Origin of the sequence: Nitrobacter sp., from assembly GCF_051535235.1 — a bacterium.
Lineage (GTDB): Bacteria > Pseudomonadota > Alphaproteobacteria > Rhizobiales > Xanthobacteraceae > Nitrobacter.
Window position 1 is genome coordinate 382383 of record NZ_JBPPLZ010000001.1, and the last position, 25604, is coordinate 407986.

25 protein-coding genes are annotated in these 25604 nt (G+C 63.5%); 16 read left to right on the forward strand and 9 right to left on the reverse strand.

What is annotated here, in order from left to right; translation table 11 throughout:
- Positions 1 to 302 precede the first annotated feature (302 nt).
- The 7 genes from hisB to coaA all read left to right on the forward strand — a co-directional run bounded on the left by hisB (position 303) and on the right by coaA (position 4986).
- Positions 303 to 896, forward strand: coding sequence for an imidazoleglycerol-phosphate dehydratase HisB (gene hisB, locus ACS3WA_RS01880; RefSeq protein WP_438276856.1), 594 nt, complete (start codon positions 303 to 305; stop codon positions 894 to 896).
- A gap of 27 nt (positions 897 to 923) precedes the next feature.
- The gene (locus tag ACS3WA_RS01885) at positions 924 to 1433 is read left to right on the forward strand and encodes a DUF2628 domain-containing protein (protein WP_438276857.1); all 510 of its coding nucleotides are present in this window, start codon (positions 924 to 926) and stop codon (positions 1431 to 1433) included.
- Positions 1430 to 2080, forward strand: coding sequence for an imidazole glycerol phosphate synthase subunit HisH (hisH, locus tag ACS3WA_RS01890; protein WP_438276858.1), 651 nt, complete (start codon positions 1430 to 1432; stop codon positions 2078 to 2080). Before ACS3WA_RS01885 ends, hisH begins: the two co-directional genes overlap by 4 nt.
- Entirely contained in the window at positions 2068 to 2817 is a 750-nt protein-coding gene (gene hisA / locus ACS3WA_RS01895) for a 1-(5-phosphoribosyl)-5-[(5-phosphoribosylamino)methylideneamino]imidazole-4-carboxamide isomerase (protein WP_438276859.1), read from the forward strand. The genes hisH and hisA overlap by 13 nt, the downstream gene beginning before the upstream one ends.
- 15 nt (positions 2818 to 2832) lie before the next feature.
- The gene (hisF, locus tag ACS3WA_RS01900; RefSeq protein ID WP_438276860.1) at positions 2833 to 3609 is read left to right on the forward strand and encodes an imidazole glycerol phosphate synthase subunit HisF; all 777 of its coding nucleotides are present in this window, start codon (positions 2833 to 2835) and stop codon (positions 3607 to 3609) included.
- 80 nt (positions 3610 to 3689) lie between these two features.
- Positions 3690 to 4013, forward strand: a complete 324-nt coding sequence (locus tag ACS3WA_RS01905) for a phosphoribosyl-ATP diphosphatase (protein WP_438276861.1) — start codon at positions 3690 to 3692, stop codon at positions 4011 to 4013.
- Between the two features lie 16 nt (positions 4014 to 4029).
- Entirely contained in the window at positions 4030 to 4986 is a 957-nt protein-coding gene (coaA, locus tag ACS3WA_RS01910) for a type I pantothenate kinase (protein ID WP_438276862.1), read from the forward strand.
- Positions 4987 to 5080: 94 nt separating this feature from the next.
- On the opposite strand, the gene ACS3WA_RS01915 is transcribed toward coaA, so the two are convergent.
- The 5 genes from ACS3WA_RS01915 to rsmI form a co-directional block, all read right to left on the reverse strand.
- Positions 5081 to 7336, reverse strand: coding sequence for a response regulator (locus tag ACS3WA_RS01915; protein ID WP_438276863.1), 2256 nt, complete (start codon positions 7334 to 7336; stop codon positions 5081 to 5083).
- A gap of 201 nt (positions 7337 to 7537) precedes the next feature.
- Positions 7538 to 9076, reverse strand: coding sequence for a YifB family Mg chelatase-like AAA ATPase (locus ACS3WA_RS01920; protein ID WP_438276864.1), 1539 nt, complete (start codon positions 9074 to 9076; stop codon positions 7538 to 7540).
- A gap of 260 nt (positions 9077 to 9336) precedes the next feature.
- A complete protein-coding gene (gene gshB / locus ACS3WA_RS01925; RefSeq protein WP_438276865.1) occupies positions 9337 to 10278 on the reverse strand; it encodes a glutathione synthase in 942 nt (313 codons plus the stop codon).
- Positions 10279 to 10324: 46 nt separating this feature from the next.
- Positions 10325 to 10732: a YraN family protein gene (locus ACS3WA_RS01930; protein WP_438276866.1), complete on the reverse strand. Its 408-nt coding sequence runs from the start codon at positions 10730 to 10732 to the stop codon at positions 10325 to 10327.
- Entirely contained in the window at positions 10719 to 11672 is a 954-nt protein-coding gene (gene rsmI, locus ACS3WA_RS01935; RefSeq protein ID WP_438276867.1) for a 16S rRNA (cytidine(1402)-2'-O)-methyltransferase, read from the reverse strand. The genes ACS3WA_RS01930 and rsmI overlap by 14 nt, the downstream gene beginning before the upstream one ends.
- Positions 11673 to 11970: 298 nt before the next feature.
- Between rsmI and ACS3WA_RS01940 the strand changes: the two genes are divergently transcribed.
- The gene (locus ACS3WA_RS01940; RefSeq protein ID WP_438276868.1) at positions 11971 to 13182 is read left to right on the forward strand and encodes a penicillin-binding protein activator; all 1212 of its coding nucleotides are present in this window, start codon (positions 11971 to 11973) and stop codon (positions 13180 to 13182) included.
- Between the two features lie 24 nt (positions 13183 to 13206).
- On the opposite strand, the gene hemW is transcribed toward ACS3WA_RS01940, so the two are convergent.
- The 3 genes from hemW to rph form a co-directional block, all read right to left on the reverse strand.
- Positions 13207 to 14364, reverse strand: a complete 1158-nt coding sequence (hemW, locus tag ACS3WA_RS01945) for a radical SAM family heme chaperone HemW (RefSeq protein WP_438276869.1) — start codon at positions 14362 to 14364, stop codon at positions 13207 to 13209.
- Entirely contained in the window at positions 14354 to 14989 is a 636-nt protein-coding gene (gene rdgB, locus ACS3WA_RS01950; protein WP_438276870.1) for an RdgB/HAM1 family non-canonical purine NTP pyrophosphatase, read from the reverse strand. The genes hemW and rdgB overlap by 11 nt, the downstream gene beginning before the upstream one ends.
- 117 nt (positions 14990 to 15106) lie before the next feature.
- Positions 15107 to 15820, reverse strand: a complete 714-nt coding sequence (gene rph, locus ACS3WA_RS01955) for a ribonuclease PH (RefSeq protein ID WP_438276871.1) — start codon at positions 15818 to 15820, stop codon at positions 15107 to 15109.
- Positions 15821 to 16040: 220 nt separating this feature from the next.
- Between rph and hrcA the strand changes: the two genes are divergently transcribed.
- Both hrcA and grpE read left to right on the forward strand, forming a co-directional pair.
- The gene (gene hrcA / locus ACS3WA_RS01960; protein WP_438276872.1) at positions 16041 to 17129 is read left to right on the forward strand and encodes a heat-inducible transcriptional repressor HrcA; all 1089 of its coding nucleotides are present in this window, start codon (positions 16041 to 16043) and stop codon (positions 17127 to 17129) included.
- A 102-nt stretch (positions 17130 to 17231) separates the two neighbouring features.
- Entirely contained in the window at positions 17232 to 17831 is a 600-nt protein-coding gene (gene grpE / locus ACS3WA_RS01965) for a nucleotide exchange factor GrpE (RefSeq protein ID WP_438276873.1), read from the forward strand.
- 151 nt (positions 17832 to 17982) lie between these two features.
- On the opposite strand, the gene ACS3WA_RS01970 is transcribed toward grpE, so the two are convergent.
- A complete protein-coding gene (locus ACS3WA_RS01970; RefSeq protein WP_438276874.1) occupies positions 17983 to 18927 on the reverse strand; it encodes a hypothetical protein in 945 nt (314 codons plus the stop codon).
- A gap of 333 nt (positions 18928 to 19260) precedes the next feature.
- On the opposite strand from ACS3WA_RS01970, the gene dnaK reads away from it, so the two are divergent.
- From dnaK to ACS3WA_RS02000, 6 genes are all read left to right on the forward strand, one after another.
- Positions 19261 to 21171 carry a molecular chaperone DnaK gene (dnaK, locus tag ACS3WA_RS01975; RefSeq protein WP_438276875.1) on the forward strand — a complete coding sequence of 637 codons (1911 nt, stop codon included), beginning with the start codon at positions 19261 to 19263 and terminating at the stop codon, positions 21169 to 21171.
- Positions 21172 to 21326: 155 nt separating this feature from the next.
- A complete protein-coding gene (gene dnaJ, locus ACS3WA_RS01980; protein ID WP_438276876.1) occupies positions 21327 to 22466 on the forward strand; it encodes a molecular chaperone DnaJ in 1140 nt (379 codons plus the stop codon).
- Between the two features lie 92 nt (positions 22467 to 22558).
- Positions 22559 to 23161 carry a class I SAM-dependent methyltransferase gene (locus ACS3WA_RS01985; RefSeq protein WP_438276877.1) on the forward strand — a complete coding sequence of 201 codons (603 nt, stop codon included), beginning with the start codon at positions 22559 to 22561 and terminating at the stop codon, positions 23159 to 23161.
- A gap of 202 nt (positions 23162 to 23363) precedes the next feature.
- Positions 23364 to 23942, forward strand: coding sequence for an NADPH-dependent FMN reductase (locus ACS3WA_RS01990; protein ID WP_438276878.1), 579 nt, complete (start codon positions 23364 to 23366; stop codon positions 23940 to 23942).
- 176 nt (positions 23943 to 24118) lie between these two features.
- On the forward strand, positions 24119 to 24934 hold the full coding sequence (gene dapB / locus ACS3WA_RS01995) for a 4-hydroxy-tetrahydrodipicolinate reductase (RefSeq protein ID WP_438276879.1): 816 nt from the start codon (positions 24119 to 24121) through the stop codon (positions 24932 to 24934).
- Between the two features lie 42 nt (positions 24935 to 24976).
- Positions 24977 to 25600: a 2,3-bisphosphoglycerate-dependent phosphoglycerate mutase gene (locus ACS3WA_RS02000; protein WP_292610712.1), complete on the forward strand. Its 624-nt coding sequence runs from the start codon at positions 24977 to 24979 to the stop codon at positions 25598 to 25600.
- The last annotated feature ends 4 nt before the right edge of the window (positions 25601 to 25604 follow it).

A 25604-nucleotide genomic window follows, 5' to 3' on the forward strand; every position in this document is an offset into this window, starting at 1 on the left:
GATTCTAACATTCGCATCCCGTTTCAGCAGGTATTTTTGCGAATGTGAGAATCGCAAGGACCACCACCAACTATAGGTTTCCAGTGGAGTTTTGGATTTGACATTCGCATCTCGGTACCCGCGGCAGATGGGTGGCGAATGTCAAATCCACTCCACCAGTCACCATAGTGCGAAGAACCCCCGCAAAAGGCGTCCTCTCGCAGTAGCGAAGGGAGCATGAGCCTGTTAAAAGGGCCCGGTTCAGGACCCGTATGATCCGAGCGCCTTTTGGCGGATCCTACGCGACGCGGAGAGCTCATTTCATGCGCACGGCGACCATCAAGCGCAAAACCAAGGAAACCGACATCGAGGTCGCGGTGAACCTCGATGGCTCCGGCGTGTCCGACATTGCGACCGGCATCGGCTTTTTCGACCATATGCTGGATCTGCTCGCCCGCCACTCGCGCATCGACATCACGGTCAAGGCCGACGGCGACCTCCATGTCGATCATCACCACACCACGGAAGATGTCGGCATCGCGCTGGGCCAGGCGGTGAAGCAGGCGCTCGGCACCATGGCCGGCATCACCCGCTACGCCGGCGTCCATATGCCCATGGACGAGACGCTGTCCCGTGTCGTGATCGACATTTCGGGCCGCCCGATACTGGTCTTCCGGGTCGAATTTCCGCGCGACAAGATCGGCGCGTTCGACACCGAACTGGTGCGCGAATGGTTCAACGCCTTTGCGGTCAATGCGGGCGTGACTTTGCACGTCGAGACCCTATATGGCGAGAACAGCCATCATATCGCCGAATCCTGCTTCAAGGGTCTGGCGCGGGCGCTTCGCGCGGCGGTGGCGATCGATCCGCGCGCCGCGGGCGAAGTGCCGTCAACAAAGGGTCAGCTCGGCGGCTGATCGCGCTGTCGTCGACGGAGAGTGCAGATGCCGGTCTATACAGTCCATGCGCCGCCTGCCGAGGGTACGGACGTGCGCGGCACCACGGACCAGTTCGTGTTCGTTCGTGACGGCTTTTCGTTCTGGGCCTTCGTGTTCGGTCCGTTGTGGTTGCTTTATCAAAGGCTCTGGCTGGCGTTCGCCGGATATATGGTCCTGTCGATCGTGCTCGAAGTCGCGATGACGCTGCTGCGCGCCGGCGGCGGGACACGCCTGGCAGTGATGGCGGTCATCGCCGTTCTGATGGGGCTGGAAGGGGCGAGCTTGCGGCGCTGGACGCTGTCGCGGCGTAAGTGGCGTCAGCTCGGCGTCGTTGTCGCAGACGACCGTGAGGCCGCCGAGCGGCGGTTTTTCGATCGCTGGACCACGATGCGGAGTGTAAACTTCGATCCGTTGGCCGTCGATCGCGGAGCGCCGCCGCCGACCCGTGGCCAGCCGCTGCCGTTGCCGCGTGGCGACATTGTCGGCCTGTTTCCGCAACCCGGGATGCCGCGGTGACCGCAGCGATCATCGATTATGGCTCCGGCAATCTTCACTCGGCTGCGAAGGCGTTCGAATGCGCAGCGCGCGGCATCGAAGGTTTGCAAAAGATCGTGGTGACGCGTGATCCGGACGTGGTGTTCCGGGCCGATCGCGTGGTGCTTCCCGGCGTCGGTGCGTTCGCCGATTGCCGCAGGGGACTCGATGCGCTCGATGGCATGGTCCAGGCTCTGACGGAGGTCGTGCGCGACAAGGCGCGTCCGTTCCTGGGCATTTGCGTCGGGATGCAACTGATGGCGACGCGTGGCAGGGAGCACGTCACGACCGATGGTCTGAACTGGATTGCGGGTGACGTCGAAAAGATTTCGCCGCGCGACGAAAGCCTGAAGATTCCGCATATGGGCTGGAATACGCTCGATCCGGTGCGTGAGCATCCGGTGCTCGACCGCCTGCCGTTGGGACCGAAAGGCCGTCACGCCTATTTCGTACACTCCTATCACCTGAACGCCGTCAATGAGGCCGATGTGCTGGCGCGTGCCGACTATGGCGGCCCGGTGACGGCTGTCGTCGGCAGGGACACCGCGATCGGCACCCAATTTCATCCGGAGAAGAGCCAGCGGTTCGGGCTCGCGCTGATTTCGAACTTTCTGAAGTGGAAGCCGTGATTCTTTTTCCCGCCATCGACCTGAAGAACGGCCAATGCGTTCGCCTCGAGCAGGGCGATATGGCGCGGGCCACCGTGTTCAATCTCGATCCCGCCGAGCAGGCGCGCGCGTTCGCCTCGCAAGGCTTTGAATACCTGCACGTGGTCGATCTTGACGGCGCATTCGCGGGCAAGCCGGTCAATGCCGATGCCGTGGAGCGGATGCTGAAGGCCGTCACCATGCCGGTGCAACTCGGCGGCGGCATCCGGGACCTGAAGACGATCGAGGCGTGGCTCGGCAAGGGCATCGCGCGCGTTATCATCGGCACCGCCGCGGTGCGCGATCCGGTTCTGGTCAAGCAGGCCGCGAAGGCATTTCCGGGGCGCGTCGCGGTCGGACTCGATGCGCGCGACGGCAAGGTTGCCGTCGAGGGCTGGGCGGAAACCTCGGAGGTGACCGCGCTCGATATCGCGCGGCGGTTCGAGGACGCGGGCATCGCGGCGATCATCTTTACCGATATCGCCCGCGACGGCTTGTTGAAGGGTCTCAACCTCGACGCCACCATCGCGCTTGCCGACAGCATTTCAATTCCAGTGATTGCGTCCGGTGGCTTCGCCTCGATCGCGGATGTGAAGGCGTTGCTCGCGCCGCGCGCGAAGAAGCTCGCGGGCGCGATTGCCGGACGCGCGCTCTATGACGGCCGGCTCGATCCCGCTGAGGCGCTGGCGCTGATCCGCGCCGCGCGTGCGGCAGCCTGAGAGTATTTGCGCGCGATGTTCAAGGTCCGCGTCATACCCTGTCTTGATGTGAAAGATGGACGCGTCGTCAAAGGTGTCAACTTCGTGGACCTGCGCGATGCCGGCGACCCGGTGGAAGCTGCGGTCGCCTACGATGCCGCTGGTGCCGACGAACTCACCTTTCTCGACATCACCGCGACGCACGAAAATCGCGGCATCATGCTGGATGTGGTCCGGCGCACGGCGGAGGCCTGCTTCATGCCGGTGACGGTCGGCGGGGGGGTGCGCACCATCGATGACATCCGTGTGTTGCTGCGCTCCGGCGCGGACAAGGTTTCGATCAACAGCGCGGCAGTCAGCCGGCGCGAATTCGTCAGGGAAGCCGCGGAAAAGTTCGGCGACCAGTGCATCGTGGTCGCGATCGACGCCAAGCGGGTGTCGAAAGCCGGTGGCTCGGATCGCTGGGAAATCTTCACCCATGGCGGCCGCAAATCCACCGGCATCGATGCGATCGAATATGCCCAGGAGGTGGTATCGCTCGGCGCCGGCGAGATCCTGCTGACGTCGATGGATCGCGACGGTACCCGTCAGGGCTTCGATCTGCCGCTGACGCGGCTGGTGGCCGACAGCGTTTCCGTTCCCGTGATCGCGTCCGGTGGCGTGGGTCATCTCGACCATCTGGTCGATGGGGTTCGCGAAGGCCATGCGACGGCGGTGCTTGCCGCCTCGATCTTTCACTTCGGGGAATTTACCATTCGCCAAGCCAAGGATCATATGGCCCGCGCCGGGTTGCCGATGCGGCTCGATCCTTGACGACTCCGCTACGCGGAAGTGCTAAACATTCGAAAATTGGCGCGTCCGGCATAATCGGCGCGCAGGACAAGAAGAGTAGCATGCCGCGTTTCACGATCCATGATCTTGCCGCCACCATCGACGCCCGGGCTGCATCCGGCGGCGAGGCGTCCTACACGCGAAAGCTGCTCGACAAGGGCCCCGAGCATTGCGCCAAGAAATTCGGCGAGGAAGCCGTCGAGACGGTGATCGCAGCGGTTGAAAACGACCGGAATCACCTGATCGCCGAAGGCGCCGACGTGATGTTTCACTTCCTTGTTTTGTTGAAAGCTCGCGGCGTGAAATTCCAGGACATCGAAGATGCCCTGGCGAAACGCACGGCGATGTCCGGACTCGAAGAGAAGGCTGCCCGCAATCGCGAGTAGCCGGAGGGCGAGCTTGATGGATTCGCGGCCAGAGCAGCAGCAATATAATCCGTACCGGATTTTCTCCCGCGCCGAGTGGGCGAAGCTGCGGCACGACATGCCGATGACGCTGGGCGCGAATGAAATCGCGGCATTGCGGTCGATGCATGACCGCCTCGATCTCGTCGAGGTCGAGGAAATTTATCTTCCTCTGTCACGGCTGTTGTCGATCTATGTCGCGTCGATGCAGCGGCTCTTCGTCGCCCAGCGGCAGTTTCTTGGCATCCACGACCGCAAGGTGCCGTATATCATCGGCGTGGCGGGATCGGTCGCGGTCGGAAAGTCAACGACGGCCCGCGTGCTGCAGGCGCTGCTCGCGCGATGGTCGCCGCGTCCCAAGGTCGAACTCGTCACCACCGATGGATTTCTGTTTCCGAACGCGGTGCTCGAGCGACACGGCCTGATGCAGAAAAAGGGTTTTCCTGAAAGTTACAATCTGCCGATGCTGCTGGGGTTTCTCAGCGACATCAAGGCGGGCCGCACGCCGGTGCGCGCGCCGGTTTACTCGCATCTAACGTATGACATCGTGCCGGATAGCTGGACCGAGGTCAGTCAGCCCGAGATTCTGATCGTCGAAGGCGTCAACGTGCTGCAGACCGGCCCGCTGCCGCGCGACGGCAGGGCCGTTCCGGTTGTCTCCGATTTCTTCGACTTCTCGGTCTATCTCGACGCCGAGGAACCGGTGCTGCGGGACTGGTATGTCAAGCGTTTCCTGGCGCTGCGGGATACCGCCTTTCATGACCCGCGCTCCTATTTTCATCGCTACGCGCTGCTGTCGGACGATGAGGCGACCGCAACCGCCATTGCGATCTGGGAACGCACCAATCGCGCGAACCTCGAGGACAACATCCTGCCGACACGGCCGCGCGCGACCTTGATTCTCAAGAAGGGAGCCGATCACGTCGTCGAGCAGGTCGCGCTGAGGCGGCTTTAGCGCACGATCCGAAAAAGCCTGATTTGAACCGGGTTCGAAGATCATACTCAATCGAAAACAGGGCCCGGGTTCAACGGCGTTGGATTCAGAACCCTCACGCCGCGATGTGGCGCGACGCCAGCAGCCTTGTAAGCGCGTCGACCAGCTTGTCCCGATCGAGCGGCTTGACCAGAAAACCGTCCATGCCGGCCTCCAGGCAGGCATGACGGTCGTCAGTCAGCGCGTTGGCCGTGAGCGCCAGAATGGCGGTGCGGCGGACGTGACGAACGGCTTCCCGTTCACGGATTTTCCGCGTGGTCTCGATGCCGTCGAGCTTCGGCATCTGGACGTCCATCAGCACGAGGTCGTAGGGCGCATCGGCCGTTTCGGCGGCAACCCACGATTCAAGCGCTTCCTCGCCGTTTGCGGCGACGGTCACGTCGTGCCCGAGCCGGGAAAGGAGCGAGCGGACCAGCAACGCGTTGATCTCGTTGTCTTCCGCCACGAGGATCGAAAGACTTTGCGCAGGCGCCGTCGCTGGCGCGCCGGACTCCTCGATCGTCTCGCAGTCGCTCTGGCGGTCGCTCGTCCGCTGTGCGGTCGAGCCATCGGGCGGCGCCGTCAGCCGCGCTGCGATCGACGCAGCTCGCAGAGGCTTGACCAGATAGCCCGTGAACGCAGCCGCGCCGGGGGTCTGAAGATCGTGTCGCGTCGACGGCGTGACCATGACGATCCGTCGCGTCGCGTGCGGGGATGCGGCCTGACCGAACAGCCAGACATTTTTCGCGCCCATGGCGTGATCCACGAACACCGTGTGCCACGGCCGCTCGGCAAGCAGCGCGTGGGCAGCAGCTATATCCGATGCCGTGCAGGTCTCGGCCCCCCACCGTTCCAGCCGCCGGGCCAATAGGGACGCTTCGATCGTCTGGGGGGACACCAGCAGGATCGGCTGGCCAGTGAGATCCGGCGGGGCGAACGGCTTTCGCTCCGGGGCGCCGTCATGAGCGGCGAGGGGTATCGAGACCTCGAATGCCGAGCCCGTACCCGGCCTGCTTTCGAGGGCGATGCGCCCGCCCATCCGCTTGACGATGCGATCGCTGATACTCAGTCCCAGGCCCGTGCCGCCATAGTGGCGCGCGATCTGTTCGTCGGCCTGCTCGAATTCGCGGAAAATCCGCGCTTGGGCATCCGGTGTTATGCCGATTCCGGTATCCTGGACCAGGAAACGGATGTCTCCCGGTCGCTTGCCAGGTTCGACGATCAGCGCGACGCCGCCGGATGGCGTGAACTTGATGGCGTTTCCCGCCAGATTGAGCAGCACCTGGCGCAACCGCGCCGCATCTCCGATCACTTCGATCGGCAGCCTGTCGTCGACATAGGCGGCGATTTCGAGCTGTCGCGCCTGCGCGCGGGGCGCCAGCAGTTCGGTGATATCCTCGATCAGGTCGGGCAGGACGAAAGGACGGCTTTCGAGCTCGATCTTGCCGGCTTCGATCTTGGAATAGTCGAGCAATTCCTCGATCAGCGACAGCAGTGCGTCGCCGGACGCCTTGACCGCCCTGGCATATGTCGTCTGTTCGGGCGTGAGAGGTGTGTCGAGCAGCAATCCGCTCAAGCCGATGATGCCGTTCAGCGGCGTGCGAAACTCATGCGAGGTCATCGCCAGAAAACGCGATTTGGCCCGGTTGGCCGCGTCCGCGTTATCGCGTGCTTCAGCGAGCGCGCGCCCGGTCTCCATGCGGCTGGTGATATCGCGGCCGACGCATTGCAGTTCCGCCGGATGGTTGGCGTCGATCCGCACCAGGCCTTCGCGCCACGCAATCCAGCGCGGGCCGAGCGCGGTTTCGACACGCTGATCGTGGATGCGCGTGCCGTTCGTTTCAAGCGTACCCTCGCTTTGCTCGAGAACGGGGAGCGCGAACCGGCTGCCGAGCAACTCGGCCCTGGAGCGCTGAGCCAGAACACAATAAGCGTCGTTGACCGAGGTGATGGCGCCGTCCGAATCGCGCAGAACGATCAGGTCGCCCTGCGATTCGAACAGGCTGCGCGCCCGTTCCTCCGCTTCCTTCAACTCCCAGTTCCGGTCTGCGAGTGCCTCGTTGTGAAGAGCGACCTTGCGAAGCTTTCTGCGCATCCAGCGCAGGCGCATGCTGAGGACTGCCAGCGCGACGCAGGCTACCGCAAAAAGAAAACTCACGCCGACTGCGAAGGTGTTCGGGTCGTAATCTGCGCTTCTGGCGCCGCTTATGAAGCCGTAGGCGCCTCCGAACGCGATCGAGAAGGTCGTGAAGGTCCGAAAGACAAAGCTCACGCGGGGATGTCGCCGGACCAGACGGCGCAGACGTGCCTTGAGCCACAACAATCGCGCCATCATCGCTCACCCGAGTTCGTCTGTGTCCGGCATTTTTCGTCCGAGGGCGGAATGCCGACGCAGGAGCGCCCGCGATGCGCAGCATGGGAGAACGGTGTTGCGAAGTGTTTGAGGAACCGGGCAAAAATTCCTGTCCGATGCGAACAGGGTTAAGGATGTTTTATTGACGGTTCACGGTTCGCTGTTGAAAGCGAGTGCCGGTCAGGCCGCTCGCCTGATGTCCTCCGCAAGCGCGCGATAGGACAGCGCTTCGGCGAGATGCAGCCGACCGATCTTGTCGGCGCCGTCGAGATCGGCGAGCGTGCGGGCGACGCGCAGCACCCGGTGATAGCCGCGCGCCGACAGACGCATGCTTTCGGCCGCATCGCGCAGCAGCTTAAGCCCCTGTGCATCGGGTTGCGCGATGTCTTCCAGCGCGGACGCCGGGGCTTCGGCGTTGGTGCGGACGTTCGGAAGTCCAAGCGCGGCATAGCGCGCCGCCTGAATGTCGCGGGCCGCGGCGACGCGGGCGCCGACTTCGGCCGAACCTTCCGAGGCAGGCGGCAGAATGAGGTCGGAGGCGGTGACCGCGGGGACCTCGATCCGCAGATCGATCCGGTCCAGCAGGGGACCGGAAATGCGCATTTGATAGTCCGCGGTACAGCGGTCGATGCGGCCGCGCTTGCAGGCATAACCGGGCTCGAAGGCATGGCCGCAGCGGCATGGATTCATCGCCGCCACCATCATGAACCGCGCGGGATAGGTCACGCGATGGTTGGCGCGGGAGACCGCGATCTCGCCGTTCTCCAGCGGCTGCCGGAGCGAATCCAGCACGCGCGGATCGAACTCCGGCAATTCATCGAGAAACAGCACGCCATGATGCGCGAGCGAGATCTCGCCGGGCTTGGCGCGGGTGCCGCCGCCCGTCAGCGCGGCCATGCTCGCGGAGTGATGCGGGGCGCGAAACGGCCGCCGCGCGGTCAGCGCCCCGCCGTCGATTTCGCCGGCGACGGAGGCGATCATCGACACTTCCAGCAGTTCGGCAGGCGACAGCGGCGGAAGGATCGAGGGCAGGCGCGCCGCGAGCATCGATTTGCCGCTGCCGGGGGAGCCGACCATCAGGAGATGGTGTCCGCCGGCGGCTGCGATCTCGAGCGCGCGCTTGGCGCTTTCCTGGCCCTTGATGTCGCGAAGGTCGAGAGCAACGCCCCGGGTTTCGCGAATCCGGGGCTGCGGCCGGGATAGAACCTGAGTTCCCTTGAAATGATTTGCGATCTGAATCAGCGAGCTTGCGGCAATGATCTGGATATCCGGGCTGGCCCAGGCCGCCTCCGCGCCGCACGCCGCGGGGCAGATCAGCCCCTCGTCGCGGCCGTTCGCGCCGATCGCGGCGGGAAGCACCCCGGCCACGGCCGCGATCGAACCGTCCAGACCGAGTTCGCCCAGCACCGAAAATCCAGACAGCGCGTCGGAGGGAATGGCGCCGATCGCCGCCATCAGGCCGAGCGCGATCGGCAGATCGTAGTGGCTGCCTTCCTTCGGCAGGTCGGCGGGGGCGAGGTTGACGGTGATTCGCCTGGCCGGCAGCGCCAGACCCGAGGCGATCAGGGCGGCGCGGACCCGCTCGCGAGCCTCCGAAACCGCCTTGTCCGGCAGGCCGACGATGTTGAAGGCGGGCAGACCCGGCGCGACCTGCACCTGCACGTCGACCGCGCGCGCCTCGATGCCCTCAAATGCGACGGTGGATACCCGCTGAACCATGGCCGCGCCCCTCTGCCGCTGCGAGACTAGCTTACAACCCTTCCGAGCACAAGAACATTGAGAGAACAAAGTTCCGGCTATTGGGAGACTCTAAATAGTCTCCTCCTGAAACCGGCCTTCGCCGTGTGCCGGCACGCCATTCCGATCCGGATCATCGCTAGAGCCTTTCCGCTTCTGATGGAATCAGAAGCGGGGCTCTATGATTTTGATTTGACGCGTTTTCTTGACGCGAACCGGTATCCACTTCGCTCGAAAACGCTCTAGGAACGTTTCGCCTCGATCCGGTCCCAGATATTCGCGGCGATGTCGGGGCCGCCGAACGCGGCGATGGCGCGAATGCCGGTGGGCGAGGTGACGTTGATCTCGGTGAGATTGCCGTCGATGACGTCGATGCCGACGAACAGCAGCCCGCGCTCGCGCAGCGAGGGGCCGATGCGCTCGCAGATCTCACGCTCGCGGGGTGTCAGGTCGGTTGCTCTGGCGGCGCCGCCGCGAACCATGTTGGAGCGCAGATCATCCGCGGCCGGCACGCGATTGATGGCGCCGGCGAATTTGCCGTCCACGAGGATGATGCGCTTGTCGCCCTGTTTGACCTCCGGCAGGAAACGCTGGATCACCCAGGGTTCGCGGAACGTCACCGAGAACATGTCGAACAGCGATCCGAAATTCATGTCCTGCGGCATCACGCGAAACACCGCGGCTCCGCCGTGACCATGCAGCGGTTTCATCACCACCGCCCCGTGCTCGGCGCGAAACGAATTGATCTCGTCGAGATCGCGCGAGATCAATGTCGGCGGCATCAGTTCGGGAAAATCCATCACGAACAGCTTTTCCGGTGCGTCGCGCACGCTCGCGGGATCGTTCACCACGAGCGTCTTCGGATGGATGCGCTCGAGCAGGTGAGTGCTCGTGATGTAGGCGAGATCGAACGGCGGATCCTGCCGCAGCAACACCACGTCGAATGATTCCATATGCGTGCGCTTCGCATCGCCAAGCGTAAAATGATCGCCGTCCTGATCGCGCACGGTCAGCGGCCGGACCGGCGCAACCAGGTCCTTGCCGCGCAGCGACAGCTTGTCCGGCGTGTAATATGAGACCGTGTGGCCGCGTCTCTGTGCCTCCAGCAATAGCGCGAACGTCGAATCGCCGCGAACGTTGATGCGCGCGATGGGATCCATCTGAACGGCGACTTTCAATGTCATCCTGCTTGTCCGTTGATTTCAGCCGGAGGCACGCGAGCGCCTCGGGCTATGTACTGGCGTCGAATGCGCCTGGCAGATGGCGCGGCAAGCGTCGCGGCGCAATCAGCATGGCGTCGAAACGAAGCTCGAAAGCTGAGTGTTCGGGATGCGCCATCAGCCAGCCTTGCGCGGCGGCGATGATTCGAAGCTGTTGCCGCGGCGTCACCGCATAGGCAGCCTCATCGAGGGTGCGGCGAGCCTTGACCTCGACGAAGGCGAGAAGCTGTCGCCGCCGCGCCACGATGTCGATCTCGCCATGCGGCGTGCGAAACCGTCGCGCCAGAATCCGGTAACCTTTGGCGATCAGAAAAGCTGCGGCGCGGCTCTCGGCCGAAAGACCTATGTTGAAGGCCGCGACGCGCTCCGGCGCTGCTGTCCTTGTGTGATCGAGGGAGTTGTCCTTACCTGCAGCCATTGTCGTCCCTGGCCCGGCTTTGTCCGGCAAGTTCAAGCGCGCGGGCATAGACTTCACGTCGCGGGCGGCCCGAAATCTCGACTGCCCGCGCGACGCTGTCCTTGACGCTGCTTTCCTTCAGCGAAGCCAGCAGCAGTTCGTCCAGATCTTCGGATGACATCATGCCCGCGTCAGCCGGAGGCGGGCCGACCACCAGCACAAATTCGCCCCGCGTTTCCAGCGCGTCTGCGGCGTCCGCGAGTTCTCCCAGAGGGGCGCGGCGGATGTCCTCGTGCAGTTTTGTCAGTTCGCGACAGATTGCGGCGTCGCGATGTCCGAGGACGGCTGCGAGATCGCGCAAGGACTCCCGGATGCGGCTGCCGGATTCAAACATGACCAGCGTCGCATCGATTCTTGCAAGCTCAGTAAGGCGCGTGCGACGTGCGGCCTCCTTTGCCGGCAGGAATCCTTCGAAGTAGAACCGGTCGGTCGGCAGCGCGGCGACCGCGAGCGCGGCCAGCACGGACGATGGTCCCGGCAGCGCGGTCACCTGATGGCCGGCGGCAGAGACCTCGCGGACCAGCTTGAATCCGGGGTCGGAAATCAGCGGCGTTCCGGCATCGGAGACCAGCGCGATCGAGGCTCCCGCCGCCAGTTGCTCCAGAATTTTCGGACGGGCGGCCGCAGCGTTATGGTCGTGATACGGCTTGAGCACGGCCGTGATCGCGAAACGTTCGGTGAGACGGCGCGTGATGCGGGTATCCTCGCAGGCGATGACATCGACGCCGGCGAGTGTCTCCAGTGCCCGCAGGGTGATGTCGCCGAGGTTGCCGATCGGTGTAGCGACCAGGTGAAGGCCCGGCGCAGCCCTGGGTGCAACCAGTTGATGACCCGCGATCGAAAAGGTCCGGATACCGAGAGTTTCGGCGTCCGGTTTCAGCGAGGCAGATTTTGCGCTCATGGCGCGGCACTCTATAGCGTTTTGGAGCGGAGTGGATACCGGTTCGCGGCCAGAAAACCGTCAGGACGAATAAACCGTCAAGACGAAAAGCAGTGGCCGTTCCTGACTTCATCGAAGCCGCAACGGCTCAGGGGAGTTTTACCCTTTATTCCGGTGAAGTCGGCTGGTTCCGCCGTCCACAAGGTTGGGTACGGTGCCAAGTCGAGGCGGGACACGATCCCTTTGTTCGGGTAACTATTCGTCAGCAATATGCCTGATTCCCTCGGAAGATTGCGCTGGGACCTGTGCGGACGGGTTCATGGCAAGGATAATAATGGCGGACTCGTTCAAATCGAAACCTGAACGTCCGGGCACGACCCGCCGGGCGGCGTTGGGTTTTGTCATTGGCGCGCCCTTGCTCGGAGCCTGCTCGGGCGTCCAGCAATCGCTGATCGGTTCGTCGACGCAGCCGACGCCGGCCGCGCCGCCTCAGCAGGGCGTTACGATCGGAACGGGCCAGGTCAAGGTGGCACTGGTTCTCCCGTTGTCGGCTTCAGGCAATGCCAGCATCGCGGCGCAGTCGATGAAGAATGCCGCCGAAATGGCGCTGTCGGAGTTTCAGAATCCGAATATCCAGTTGCTGATCAAGGACGACGCCGGTTCGGCGCAAGGCGCGCAGCAGGGCGCGCAACAAGCCCTCGATGAAGGCGCCGAAATCATCCTCGGTCCGCTGTTTGCAGCGTCCGTTCCGGCGACCGCGCAGGCGGCGCGGACGCGCGGCATTTCGGTGATTGCGTTCTCGACCGATTCAAGCGTTGCGGGCCGGGGCGTCTATCTTCTGAGCTTTCTCCCTGAATCCGATGTGAATCGGATCGTCGAATATGCCGCAAGCGTCGGAAGGCGCTCGTTTGCCGCCATGGTGCCCGAAAACGCCTACGGCAACGTGGTTGAGGTCGCCTTCAAGCAGACGGTCGGCCGGCATGGCGGGCGGATCGTTGCATTCGAGAAATATGGCGCGGATCGTGCCGGCGCGGCGAAGAATGTGGCGCAGTCGCTTCGCTCGGCCGATGCGCTGCTCATCGCCGATGACGGCGATGCGGTGGTCTCGGTTGCGGACGCGCTCACGGCGGCAGGTGCCAACCTGCGCAATGTCCAGCTTCTCGGCACGGGCCTGTGGGATAACCCGCGCGTATTCGCCAGCGCGGCGCTGCAAGGCGGTCTCTACGCCGCTCCCGACCCGTCCGGCTTCCGCAGTTTCGCCGGCCGCTACCGCGCCAAGTTCGGCGGCGAGCCGGTGCGCACGGCGACCCTTGCCTATGACGCCGTTGCGTTGGTAGCGGCTCTCGGCCGCACTCAGGGGCCGCAGCGCTTCGCGGCGGAGACGCTGACAAACCCGTCGGGCTTCGCCGGCATCGACGGCCTGTTTCGATTCCGTTCCGACGGCACCAACCAACGCGGCCTCGCCGTCATGCGCGTCGCGTCCGGTGGTGGACAACCGGTTGCCGGATCGCCCAAGAGCTTTGGCGCCTAATCCCTTGGCCCTTGACTGCCGAAATCAGGCGGCGAGATCTGCCACCACGGCATCGAGCAGCGGAAAGCCATCCTGCGTGACCCGCAAACGGCCGTCGGGGCTGATCGCAATCGCGCCTTCCTCGCGCAAAATCGCAATTCGTTGCGGATCGAGAGGGCGGCCCGCCAGCGCCGCGTAGCGCTGCGGATCGATGCCCTCGCGCAAGCGCAGCCCCATCAGCAGGAACTCGTCGGCGCGTTCTTCGCTGTTCAGGAGATCGTCGACGACGATCCCGTTGCCGATCGCCTCGACCCGCATGAGCCAGGCCTCGGGCCGCTTTTCAGTGGCGATGGCGTGCCTGTCGCCATCAATATCGAGACGTCCGTGGGCTCCGGGGCCGATGCCCGCATATTCCTGGCCGCGCCAGTAGACCAGGTTGTGCCGGCATTCCGCGCCGCGCCGCGCGTGGTTGGAAATCTCGTAAGCCGGCAAGCCATGACGCGCGCAGATCTCCTGCGTGACGTCATACAAGGCGCGTGCGACCGCCTCATCCGGCGTCCTGAGTTTGCCGGCCGCGTGCAGGCCGTAAAACGGCGTGCCTTCCTCGATGGTCAATTGATAGAGCGACAGATGCTCGGCGGCTTCCGAGATCGCGCGCTGCAATTCCTCCGCCCACATGTCAGGCGTCTGGTCGGGTCGCGCGTAGATCAGATCGAAGGAATAGCGGTCGAACACGGAACGTGCGATCGCGACCGCCTCCAGCGCCTCGCGCGCGGTGTGCAGGCGCCCGAGAGCTTTCAGCGAGGAATCGTCGAGCGCCTGCACGCCGAGCGACACGCGATTGACGCCGGCGCCGCGATAGCCGCGGAACCGCGTGGCTTCGACGCTGGTCGGATTGGCCTCCAGCGTGACCTCGACGTCATCAGCAACCTTCCAATGCTTTCCGATCGCGTCGAGGACGGCGCCGACGGTTCGCGGCTGCATCAAGGACGGCGTACCGCCGCCGAGGAAGATCGAGGACACGTCGCGGCCGGGTGCGCGAGCGGCGGTGGTTTCGATCTCGCGCACGAATGCCCGCACGAAGCGTTCTTCATCGATCGGCGCGTGCCGGACATGACTGTTGAAGTCGCAATACGGACACTTCGACAGGCAGAACGGCCAGTGCACGTAGACGCCGAAAGCGGGCTTCGTATCAGCGGCCATGGAGGGCAATCTCCGCCAGCTTCACGAACGCGCGGGCGCGATGCGACAGGCCGAGGCCGAGAGGCGGCAGCCCGTGCTTCTCGATGCCGGTCATCTCGCCGAAGGTGCGCGCGTGACCGTCCGGCAGGAACACCGGATCGTAGCCGAAACCGGCCGTGCCGCGCGGGGGCCAGACCAGCGTGCCGTCTACCCGGGCTTCGACCTCCTCGAGATGGTCGTCGGGCCATGCGACGCACAATGCCGATACGAAGTGAGCCCGGCGCTTCTTCGGCGTGGTCGCGCCGCGCTCCTGCAACAGCCGCTCGATCCGGGTCATTGCCGCGGAAAAATCCGCAGGTTTGCCGGCCCAGCGCGCGGAATGGATGCCGGGCGCGCCATCGAGCGCGTCGACGACCAGCCCGGAATCGTCGGCAAAGGCCGGAATCTTTGCGCGTCTCGCCGCAGCGATGGCCTTGATCCGGGCGTTGGCGCGGAAGTCGTCGCCGGTTTCCTCGGGTTCGCCGAGACCGAGTTCGCCGGCGGAGACCGCCTCGATGCCGTACGGCGCCAGCAATTCGCGCATCTCGGCGAGTTTGCCGGGATTGTGGGTGGCGATCACGAGCTTGCCGGCGATTCGACGATGCATGACCGATCGGGCTTCAGCTTCTTGTTTTGATGCGTTTTCTGGACGCGAACCGGTACCTGCTTCGCTCGAACACGCCACAGGACTCGGGTCCCGCGGGCGACACGCACGAGGAACGAATCACGCCACCGCCATTTTCTGCAAATCCACCAGCCGCGCGACACCTTTTTTTGCGAGCGTCATCAGCGCGAGGAACTCATCCCCCGAGAACGGAGTCTTCTCGGCGGTTCCCTGCACCTCGATGATTCGTCCGTCGCCGGTCATGACGAAATTGGCGTCGGTATCGGCTTCCGAATCCTCCGCATAGTCCAGGTCGAGGACGGGCGTGCCGTTATAGATGCCGCATGAGACCGCCGCGACGTTGTCGCGAAGCACGCCTGTCTTGAGCATGTTGCGGGCCTTCATCCAGCCGACGCAGTCGGCCAGCGCAACCCAAGCGCCGGTGATCGAGGCGGTGCGCGTGCCACCGTCGGCCTGAATGACATCGCAATCGATCGTGATCTGGCGTTCGCCGAGCGCCTCGAGGTCGACCGCGGCACGCAGGGAGCGGCCGATCAGGCGCTGGATTTCGACGGTCCGGCCGCCCTGCTTGCCGGCGGAGGCCTCGCGCCGGGTCCGCTCCAGCGTGGCACGCGGCAGCATTCCGTATTCGGCCGTGACCCAGCCGCGCCCCTGGCCCTTGAGCCACGGCGGCAGCCGCTCCTCCAGCGTCGCGGTCACCAGCACATGGGTATCGCCGAATTTCACCAGGCAGGAGCCCTCGGCGTATTTGACGACGCCTCGTTCGAGCGACACGGCGCGCAGTTCATCGGGTGCACGGCGGCTCGGCCGCATGGGAGCATCTCCAGCTAGCTTATGGAAAATCGTCTTGGGGTGCTTTTAGAGCATGATCCCGAAAAGTGGAAACCGGTTTTCGAAGAAGATCATGCTCGATCAAACACAGGGGCGGGAAACCGCTGTGGCAAGGCTGGAGCACCGATTGTTGCAAAGGTCGCTTGCAGCCAATGCCTCCGGGGGACAAATTAGAGGCAGCCATGATGCGCGGGAGATAGCGTTGGTCCATCACGAATCGATCGGCCTGATTGCACCGAATGCCGGGCTTGCCCAGTTGAACGAGCGGTCGCGCGACATTTTTCGTCAGATTGTCGAGAGTTATCTCGCGACCGGCGAGCCCGTAGGCTCGCGCAACATTTCCCGACTGATCGCGGTGCCGCTGTCGCCGGCATCGGTTCGCAACGTGATGTCGGATCTCGAACAACTCGGATTGATCTATGCGCCGCATACTTCGGCCGGACGCCTGCCGACCGAACTCGGCCTTCGGTTCTTTGTCGATGCCCTGATGCAGGTCGGCGACCTCACCGAGGCGGAGCGCCAGTCGATCCAGACCCAGCTCTCCGCGGTCGGCAAGGCGCAGTCGGTCGAGGCCGCGCTCGGCGAAGCCTTGACGCGGCTGTCGGGATTGACGCGGGCGGCGGCGGTGGTTCTGACGGCCAAATCCAACGTGCGTCTGAAGCACATCGAATTTGTCAGGCTGGAGCCGGAGAAGGCGCTGGTGGTGCTCGTGGCCGAGGACGGGCAGGTTGAGAACCGCGTGCTGACGCTGCCGTCCGGCGTTCCGGCATCCGCGCTGACCGAAGCGTCGAATTTTCTCAATGCGCGAATCCGCGGCCGCACGCTCGCCGAGGCGCGTCTCGAACTCGAGACCGCACTGACGCAAAGCCAGGCGGAACTCGATCAGCTCACCCAGAAGATCATTGCGGCCGGAATCGCGAGCTGGTCGGGCGGCGACAGCGACGATCGGCAACTGATCGTGCGCGGCCACGCCAATCTGCTGGAGGACCTGCACGCGATGGAAGACCTTGAGCGGGTGCGGCTGTTGTTCGACGACCTCGAAACCAAACGCGGCGTGGTCGATCTGCTCGGCCGCGCCGAAAGCGCCGAGGGCGTCCGCATTTTCATTGGTTCGGAAAACAAGCTGTTTTCGCTGTCGGGGTCCTCGACGATCATCGCGCCCTACAGCGACGGCGCCGGCCATATCGTCGGCGTTCTCGGCGTGATAGGACCGACGCGGCTGAATTACGCGCGGGTGATCCCGATGGTCGACTACGCGGCCCGCATCGTCAGCCGGATGCTCGGCGGCTGAGCCGGTCCCCACCGCCCACCGCGCTTGATTTTTGTGCCTGAACCACGATATCCCGCAGGTTCATCCCTTATCAATTCGGGATTATTGCGAAAAGGCTCCATGATGACCGATTCCGACGGCAAAAGAGACAATTCCGGCGATCCTGCTCCGGAGGCCGAGCCGGTGGTATCCAAGCCGTACATCATGCCCGACGATCCCGAGGAAGGATCGCTGGACGCGCTGACCAGGGAAGTCGCGGAAGCGAAGGACCGGATGCTGCGCACGCTGGCGGAAATGGAGAATCTGCGCAAGCGCACCGCGCGGGAGGTGTCGGACGCGCGAGCCTATGCCATATCGGGGTTCGCCCGCGACGTGCTGGACATCGCCGATAATATGCAGCGCGCGCTTGATGCGGTGCCGGCCGAGGCGCGCGCAGCGGCCGATCCAGGGCTGAAAGCCCTGATCGAGGGCGTCGAACTGACCGAGCGCTCGCTGCACAACGCGCTGGAGAAGCACGGCGTGAGGAAGTTCGATCCGTCCGGTGAAAAGTTCGATCCGAACGTTCATCAGGCGATGTACGAAGTTCCCGATTCGTCGATTCCCGCGGGCATGATCGCGCAGGTCATTCAGGCCGGCTACATGATCGGCGATCGGGTGTTGCGCCCGGCGCTGGTGGGGGTTGCGAAGGGCGGCGCCAAGCCTGCCGCTTCCGAACAGGGTTAGAGCATGATCACGAAAAGTGGAAACCGGTTTTCGTAAAAAGATCATGCTCAATCAAAAAGATAAACGACGAGTCTGATTCAACGCAGTTGAACCGGACTCAAGCCCGTTCGCGGGCTTCGCCGCAAGGTCGGTCTGTTTGCTAAGAGTCCGTCTACTGGGATTTTGGCTGGATGCCGTCGCGCACCGCGCGAAAGCGCGGAAACGCGGCGGACCATCCGTCTCGCGGTGTGCTGCCGATCAGTCGCATTGCCGTGTTTCCGCTGCCGAACACCAGCCATTGGACGACGGTCACCGGCGCATTCGTCTGTGCGTTGGTGGCGTCGATCCGCGTTTCAAAGCCGGGCGATCCGTTGATCCGCATCGGCTCCGACATCGTGATACGCGCGTCGCGCAGGTTCGGGATCGTGGTGGCGACGTCGCGCGCGAACCGGTCCCGATCGTCCGGCCGTTCCGGAGCCGATCCGATCGGGGCGATGATCATGAAGGCCTTGCTGTCGATGTCGGTGTCCGTTGCGGCGTCGGCGAGCAGGATGGCGGCTCCCGGCGCCAGCGTGCGGACCGTTTTGAAGGAGCTCAATTCGGTCAGCTTGAAGGGCAACAGGCTGAGCTGCTCCTCGATCGGCACTTCCTTGCGCAGGGCCACTGTTGCGAACATCTTCTGGACGGCCTCGTCGGAATAGATCTTTTCGACGTTCTCCGGCACTTGCGCCGCGACATATCCGGAGAAGGTGTCGCCCGACACCACCATCGAATAGCGCCGGACGTTGTCGTTGCCGCTCTTGGCGTTCTCGACGATGAAATAGCCCTGTCCGCTTGCGGTCTCGAGGCCCTGAGGCTTCGGACCCTGGGCGGCGGGTGTCTCTGATCTGGCGACAGCCTCCACGTCCCGGAAGGCGGCGGGGGGAAGTTCTGCGACGACGACCTTGACCTGATGATCGGCTGTCTCGAAGCCGGGAAATGTCTTTGAGGGAGAAAGGCCTATCAGCGGTACCAGTCCGATCCGGCTGCCGGGCGCATAGATCAGGCCGTCGGCGGAAGCGGCGACGACGCCGGCCAGCAGAAACAGAGCGGCTGCCGCTTGCGTGAGATATCTCATGGAAGCTCTCTTGAAGTTGCATTAAGGCCGTTCAATGATCGGTCGGTACAACGCTCACGCTGCTTTCGCCAACCGGTCTCGGCGGCGACTTCCGCATTTCGTTAACGGATCGGATCGCAATGTCGCGATCTGCCGGGCTCTCCGAAAGAGGCAGGCTTCCTTAAAAAGGGATGTTTTCCGCCACGAAGGATCGCGTCAGTCCTTGCAGCCACCACCCCCCCTCCTATATGAGGCTCACCGCCGCTATATCGCGCGCATTTGATATCTGGGGGTCTGGATAAGGGTGCCGTCAGGGCCCGGCCGGACTGCCGCAACAAAAGGGATACAAGGACCATGGGAAAGGTCATCGGGATCGACCTCGGCACCACGAATTCGTGCGTTGCCGTAATGGACGGCAAGACGCCGAAAGTCATCGAAAACGCGGAAGGGATGCGGACCACCCCGTCCATTGTCGCCTTCAGCGATGACGGCGAGCGGCTCGTCGGGCAGCCGGCCAAGCGCCAGGCCGTGACCAATCCCGAGCGGACCATTTTCGCCGTCAAGCGTCTGATCGGCCGCCGTTACGACGACCCCACGGTCGAAAAGGACAAGAAGCTTGTCCCTTACAAGATTGCAAAAGCCGGCAACGGCGATGCCTGGGTCGAGGTGGATGGCAAGACCTATTCCCCTTCGCAGATTTCGGCTTTCATCCTCCAGAAGATGAAGGAGACCGCCGAAGCCCATCTGGGCCAGAAGGTCGATCAGGCCGTCATCACGGTTCCCGCCTATTTCAACGACGCGCAACGACAGGCGACCAAGGATGCCGGCAAGATCGCCGGTCTCGAAGTGCTGCGCATCATCAACGAGCCGACCGCGGCGGCATTGGCCTACGGCCTCGACAAGTCGAAGGCCGGCACCATCGCCGTGTACGATCTCGGCGGCGGCACGTTCGACGTGTCGATCCTGGAGATCGGCGACGGCGTGTTCGAGGTGAAGTCGACCAATGGCGATACGTTCCTTGGCGGCGAAGATTTCGACATGCGTCTGGTCAACTATCTCGCCGATGAATTCCAGAAGGAGCAGGGCATCAACCTGCGCAACGACAAGCTCGCCTTGCAGCGGCTGAAGGAAGCCGCCGAGAAGGCCAAGATCGAGCTGTCGTCGACCACGCAGACCGAAATCAACCTGCCGTTCATCACGGCCGACCAGTCCGGTCCGAAACATCTGACCATGAAGCTCACCCGCGCCAAGTTCGAGGCGCTGGTCGACGATCTGGTTCAGAAGACCATCGAGCCTTGCCGCAAGGCGCTGAAGGATGCCGGACTGACGGCGGGCGAGGTCGGCGAAGTGGTGCTGGTCGGCGGCATGACGCGCATGCCGAAGGTCCAGGAAGTGGTCAAGCAGTTGTTCGGCAAGGAGCCGCACAAGGGCGTCAACCCGGACGAGGTTGTCGCGATCGGCGCGGCGATCCAGGCCGGCGTGCTGCAGGGCGACGTCAAGGACGTTCTGCTGCTCGATGTCACCCCGCTGTCGCTGGGCATCGAGACGCTGGGCGGCGTGTTCACCCGCATCATCGATCGCAACACCACGATCCCGACCAAGAAGAGCCAGGTGTTCTCGACCGCCGAGGACAACCAGAACGCCGTCACCATCCGGGTTTTCCAGGGTGAGCGCGAAATGGCGGCCGACAACAAGATCCTCGGTCAGTTCGATCTGATGGGCATTCCGCCGGCCCCGCGCGGGATGCCGCAGATCGAGGTGACGTTCGACATCGACGCCAACGGCATCGTCAACGTCTCCGCGAAGGACAAGGCGACCGGCAAGGAGCAGCAGATCCGCATCCAGGCGTCCGGCGGTCTGTCCGAGGCCGACATCGAGAAGATGGTCAAGGATGCGGAAGCCAACGCAACCGAGGACAAGAAGCGCCGCGAGGCTGTCGACGCCAAGAACCATGCCGATGGCCTGGTGCATTCGACCGAAAAGGCGCTGAGCGAACACGGCTCCAAGATCGAGGAAAGCGACCGCCGCGCCATCGAGGATGCCGTCAGCGACCTGAAAGAAGCGCTGAAGGGCGACGACGCCGAGGCGATCAAGACCAAGGCCAACACCTTGGCGCAGGTCTCAATGAAGCTCGGCGAAGCCATGTACAAGCAGCAGGCGGAAGCCGACGCGGCCAAGGATGCAGCCAAGGACGCCGCGAAGGATGATGTCGTCGATGCTGAGTTTACCGAGGTCGACGACGACAAGAACAAGAAGTCTGCCTAGGCAGCGAGAATGACCATGACCCCCGTTTCCTCGGAGCACGCAGAGCGTCTCGAAGGGCGGGGGTTATGTTTCTTTAAGCGGGACGCTGCATCCTCTGGCCAACGAATCATTCATGCGTCTTTTGGGATGAAGCGACGTTCGGGCGGTGTGGACTGATGTCGACCAAGCGCTGTTACTACGAAACCCTTGAGGTCGATCGGAACGCGGACGAATCCAGGCTCAAGGCGGCCTTTCGCAAATTGGCCATGAAATGGCATCCGGACCGAAATCCGGGTGATGCGACCAGCGAGATACGCTTCAAGGAAATCAACGAGGCCTATGAAGTCCTGAAGGACGGCGATAAACGCGCCGCCTACGATCGTTTCGGTCATGCCGCGTTCGAGCATGGCGGCATGGGTGGCGGCGGAGGCGCGGGATTCGGCGCCGGGTTCGCGTCGTCGTTCTCCGACATTTTCGAAGATTTGTTCGGAATGGCCGGGCAGCGCGGTCGGGGCGGCGGCCGCGAGCGCGGTGCAGACCTTCGCTACAATATGGAAATCTCGCTGGAGGAAGCCTTTCAGGGCAGGACGGCTCAGATCGAAATTCCGGTTTCGGTCACCTGCGAGTCCTGCTCGGGCACCGGCGCCAAGGCGGGGACCAAGCCGAAGAACTGCGCGATGTGCGGCGGAGCGGGCCGAATTCGCCAGGCCCAGGGCTTCTTCACGCTGGAGCGTACCTGTCCCGGCTGCCAGGGACGCGGCCAGATGATCGAGGACCCCTGTCCCTCCTGTAACGGTTCGGGTCGCGTCAGCCGCGAACGCTCGCTATCGGTCAATATTCCGGCCGGCGTCGAGGATGGCACCCGCATCCGCCTGGCCGGCGAGGGCGAGGCCGGAATTCGTGGCGGGCCACCGGGCGACCTCTACATTTTCCTTTCTCTTGCTTCTCATGAGTTCTTCCAGCGCGACGGCGCCGATCTGCATTGCCGCGTCCCGATCTCGATGGTCACGGCCGCGCTTGGCGGAGAATTCGAGGTGCCGACCATCGACAAGAGCAAGACGAAGGTGAAGGTGCCGTCGGGGACACAATCAGGCCGCCGATTCCGAATCGCATCCAAAGGCATGCCGGTGCTGCGCTCGCGCCAGACTGGCGACATGTATGTGCAAGTGGTGGTTGAAACGCCACAGAATCTGACCAAGAAGCAGCAGGATCTTCTCGCCGAGTTCGAAAAATTATCGTCGGGCGCCACCCAGCCCGAGGCGGCTGGTTTCTTCACTAAGGTCAAGGACTTCTTCGGTACGCGCGCGGGCCCCTGAAGAGCGTTTTGCTTGACCGCTTCGATTGCCGGCTGTACCTGTGTATAACTTAAGTCTGACATCCTGCCAGTAGTGACCCACCTGGGTGCAAAATGCCTTTGCAAATGTCCGCGCGTGCGTTGAAGAAGCCGCTCCGCCTCGACGATGAGGTTCGCTTTCTCCGCTCGTGGATCGAAAAGCCGCTCCATATGGGTGCGGTGATGCCGTCCGGGCGCCTTCTGGCCCGCACCATGGCGCAATATGTCGATGTCGGATCGAACGATCCGGTTGTCGAACTTGGGCCTGGCACCGGCGCCATCACCAATGCGCTGATCGAGCACGGCGTGGATCAGAAGCGTCTGGTGCTGGTCGAGTACGATCCGGGATTTTGCGCCCTGCTTCGCGACCGTTACCCTCACGCGACGGTCGTTCAGGGCGATGCCTATACGTTGCGGGACTCGCTGTGGAACGTGCTGGGCGCTCGCGCCTCGGCGATCGTCTCCGGCCTGCCGCTCGTCACCAAACCGATGTTGACGCGGCTCAGGCTGATCCGCGATGCTTTCGCGACGCTCGCCCCCGGCGCGCCGTTCGTGCAGTTCACTTATTCGGTCGTGCCGCCGATCCCCAAATCGCTGCCGGGCATTTCGACGGAAGCATCCGAACGGATCTGGATGAATCTTCCTCCTGCGCGCGTCTGGGTGTATCGCAGGCGTTGACAGGGCAGCGCGGTGGTACAGAAGTTCGCTTCCTTTCTCTGCGAGCGCTTCAAGCGAAGTTCCGAACCTCAACCACGCTAGAATTATGAAGTCGTCAGCACCCTTTCGAATCTGAGTTCGCTTCGGGAAGGCGCCGCACGATGACGCAAACGTCAGATTCAGGGCACTAGCGCGGCTGGCTGGCTGGCCTGCGATGCGACCGATGTCCGCGCCGAAAATCCTCGTCATTCCCGGCTCGCTGCGCACCGGCTCGCACAATGCGAGGCTCGCCGCTCTTGCAGTCGCGGAATTTGTTCGGGCCGACGTCGAAGTCGACCGCATTTCGCTCGGCGACTTTCCGCTGCCGATCTACGATGCCGATCTGCAGGCAAAATCCGGCGTGCCCGCCAGCGCCGTGCGTCTCAAGCAGATGATTGGGGCGCATGACGGGATTCTCATCGTGACGCCCGAATACAATGCCTCGCTGCCGCCATTGCTCAAGAATGCCATCGATTGGGTCTCGTGCGTTCAGGCCCCGCACGAAGCGCGCGGCCAGGTTTTTCATGGCCGTACGTTTGCGATCGCGTCGGCCTCCGCCGGACGGTTCGGGGGCGCGAGATGTCTGGCCCAGTTGCGCCTTGTACTTTGCGCGTGCCGCGCGATGGTGATACCCAATCAGTTCGCGCTGTCGTTCGCAGCCGATGCCTATGATGACATGGAACGCCTGAAGCATCCGGCCGATGCCGATGCGATGAGGGCCATGGTGCGCCAATTGATCGAGGTCGCCGGAAACGCACGCTGAAGCCGGCGCGGCCTGAGGCAATTGCCTGCTCATCACCCCGCCGTGTTGGAAAGACGCACGCGGTCATCGAGCGCCATGACATTCTTTCCGGCGCGGCGGGCCGATACGGAGCTTGATCGGTTGCCGGAAATCCCGACCCCCGCTATACCCGGAGAGCGTTTTTAAGGACTTGGTTCGTGGCCGACATGCGTTTGATTGTTGCGGGAGCAGGCGGCCGGATGGGTCGCGCCTTGGTGCGCGCGATGACGGAAACCAGCGGTGCGGTGCTGGCGGGCGCGCTGGAGTCGCCGGGATCCGAGCTGGTTGGAAAGGACGCCGGTGTTCTGGCCGGCCTTCCCGCCAACGGAATCGAAGTCTCGGCGGATCTCTGGTCGATGGCCGCGAATGCCGACGGTATCCTGGATTTTACGGTTCCAGCGGCAACCATCGCGAACGTCGCCATCGCCGCCGAGCGTCGCCTGGTTCACGTCATCGGCACCACGGGCCTGTCGGCTTCGGATATGGCGGTCATCAAGAGCGTGACCTCCCGCACGGTGGTCGTGCAATCGGGCAACATGAGCCTGGGCATCAATCTGCTCGCCGCGCTGGTGAAGCGGATGGCTCAATCACTGGACGAAAGTTTCGATATCGAAGTTCTTGAAATGCATCACCGGGCCAAGATCGACGCGCCCTCCGGCACCGCGCTGATGTTGGGACAAGCGGCGGCAGACGGCCGCAAGATCGTGCTGGACCAGCACGCAGCGCGTGGGCGTGATGGGATTACCGGCGCCCGCAAATCGGGTGACATCGGTTTTGCCGCGCTCCGCGGCGGCACCGTGTCCGGAGACCATAGCGTCATTTTCGCGGGCCCTTACGAGCGTATAACGTTGGCCCATCACGCCGAAGACCGGATGATCTTCGCGCATGGTGCGTTGAAAGCCGCAAAGTGGGCGCAGGGCAAGGCACCCGGCCTTTATTCGATGGCCGACGTGCTCGGGCTTGGCGACGTCTAGCGTCTGGCGCTATCAGGACTGAAGAAAGCGGGAACAGGCAGAATGAGCGAACGTCTTCTGGTGCTCGTGCGTCACGGCCAGAGCGAATGGAATTTGAAGAACCTGTTCACGGGCTGGAAGGATCCTGATCTGACCGAACTCGGCGTGGCCGAGGCGAGGGAGGCAGGACGCAAGCTGAAGGCGCAGGGCTTTGTGTTCGACATCGCCTTTACCTCGCTGTTGATCCGTGCCGAGCACACGCTCGACCTCGTGCTGGAGGAATTGGGCCAGACCGGAATTCCGGTCAGGAAAGATCAGGCGTTGAACGAGCGCGACTACGGCGACCTTGCCGGCCTCAACAAGGATGAGGCTCGAAAGAAATGGGGCGAAGAGCAGGTGCTGATCTGGCGCCGGTCGTATGACGTGCCGCCGCCCGGCGGCGAGAGCTTGAAGGATACTCTGGCGCGCACGCTGCCATACTTCGTGCAGGAAATCCTGCCATGCGTGCTGCGCGGCGAGTGCACGCTCGTCGCAGCGCACGGCAATTCGCTGCGCGCGCTCGTCATGGTGCTGGAAAAGTTGTCGCCGGAGCAGATTCTCAAGCGCGAGCTTGCGACCGGCGCGCCTGTGATCTATCGGCTGAACGCCGATGCGACCGTGGCCTCGAAGCTCGATCTCGCGGCCTGAAACG